This is a genomic window from Pseudomonadota bacterium, from assembly GCA_010028905.1.
Lineage (GTDB): Bacteria > Vulcanimicrobiota > Xenobia > RGZZ01 > RGZZ01 > RGZZ01.
Genome location: RGZZ01000699.1, coordinates 1 through 1921, shown reverse-complemented (window position 1 = coordinate 1921; position 1921 = coordinate 1). Strand labels below are relative to the sequence as shown.

2 protein-coding genes are annotated in these 1921 nt (G+C 68.7%); both read right to left on the bottom strand.

What is annotated here, in order from left to right; genetic code table 11:
- On the bottom strand, window positions 1-1038 hold a 1038-nt coding region (locus tag EB084_24470), incomplete at its 3' end, for a sensor domain-containing diguanylate cyclase (protein ID NDD31418.1).
- A partial coding sequence (locus EB084_24465) for a hypothetical protein (GenBank protein ID NDD31417.1) occupies window positions 1038-1921 on the bottom strand: 884 nt, incomplete at its 5' end. The genes EB084_24470 and EB084_24465, both read right to left, overlap by 1 nt.

Sequence of the window (1921 nt, the reverse complement as noted above, 5' to 3'; positions counted from 1 at the left end):
GCGCGCGAGCAGCTCGCTGGCCGCTACCTCGCCCGTGGGCGGCAGCGTGGCGTATCCCACGCTCACGGTGCACTGCAGCGTGTGCGGGGCGTGTGACACCGTGCTCGTGGCCACGTTCTGGCGGATTCGCTCACAGACGCGGCGGGCGGTCTCGCTGTCGCAGCGCGGGAGCACCACCAGGAACTCCTCGCCGCCATAGCGTCCCACCACGTCGCAGGTGCGCGACGATCGGCGCAGCTGCTGCGCAACCGAGGCGATGACCGCGTCACCCGTTGGATGGCCGTAGGTGTCGTTCACCGATTTGAAGTGGTCGATGTCGATCATGGCCACGCTCAGCGGTGACTCCGGCGAGGCCGCCTCGAGGCATTGCTCGAGCAGCGTGAGCACGTGAACGCGGTTCCACGTGCGGGTCAGGCCGTCGAGGCTGGCACGGCGCTCGGCTTCGGTGAGGGCCGCGCGCAGGCGCGTTTGCTCGTCGAGGAGGCGCTCGACGGCAAACTCGGCTTCGGCCACCCGCGCCAGGTCGTCGAGGGCTTCCACGGTGCCGCTGGGAATGCTCCGCGCCACCACGTCGAGAACGCACAGCGTGGCCACATTGTAGCCGTCAGGGGCGCGCAGGGGGATGCCCACGTAGAAGCGCAGGCCGTCTGCCGCCGTCACGGCCGGATTCCCGGCGAACCGCGCGTCGCGGGTAGCGTCTTCGACCACGAGGGGGACGTCGCCCAGGATGGTGTGGTTGCAGAAGGCGACCGCGCGGGGTACCTCGAGGGGGAGGGGGCCTTGCACCGACTTGTTCCACTGGCGCTCGGCATCGATCACCGCGATCATGGCTATCGGGGTCTGCGCGATGCGGGCGGCCAGGCGGGTGATGCGGTCGAAGCGCTCCTCGCCGGGCGTGTCGAGCAGGTCGAGGCGTCGAAGGCTCTCGACGCGGGCGATGTCATCGGGACCGATGGGATATCCGAGCGCGGTGCCCCCGTCGCCTGTGTGAAGGGGTGTTGTCAACGGTTGTGCGGCATCGTCGGAACCCAGATTCATCAGGTGGGATCGCCTGCAATCCGCACGTTGTCGAGGTAGACACCGTCCTTGTTGATCGAGACGTCGGTGCTGAAGCTGACGCGCATCTGCACGGTTCTGCCCTGGTAGGCATCGAGGCTGAGCGTGTGCTGCTGCCAGTCGCTGGCGCCGCTCAGCGTTTCGAGCGCGTCCCACGTCTGACCACCGTCTGCCGTGATCTCCACCTTGACCTTGTCGAGGTGCTTCTCGGTGTCGTACTTGAGGTCGAACACCAGCAGCGGGTTGGTGACGCCGCTCAGGTCGAACGGCTGCGTCGTGGCGGCCGTGTTGCTGCTGTTCGGGTAGGAGCCTGCGGGAGAGTCGGTGAGCACCTTCCCATGCTGGGGATCTTCGACCACTCCCCAGCTGCCGCTGAGCGACCACTGCTGCGTGTCCGCCTCCAGGTCGTCGCGGAAGACGAAGGTCGCTGGGCGGCTGCTGGCCTCGGTGGTGACGATGCCCGACGCATTGCGCAGATTGTCGAAGGCGCGCAGCGCGACGTGCAGGTGCTGCCCTTCATCGGTCGGGGTGAGGGGGATGGTGGCCGAGAGCGGAGCGCCCACGCTGCTGGCCCCCGAAACCGTGCTGCCCACGGTGGCCTGCTCCCAGCTCACGGTGCCGCCCGCGCCATCGAGTGTGATGGGCCGGTCGGCGTAGCGAACCTGGTACGATGCGGCGTTGCCGAGCTCGCCGTCGTCGCCCACCGAAGACCATCCGAGGCGGACGGACGACGCGGTGGCCCCGGTGGCCTGCAGAACGCCTGGGGTGGAGGGCGGTGTGGTGTCATCATCGAGCGCGTTTCCGACATTCACCACGCCGCCGCTCACGCACTGCCCGACCAGCCCGGCCTCGGGCGTGGCCGTGC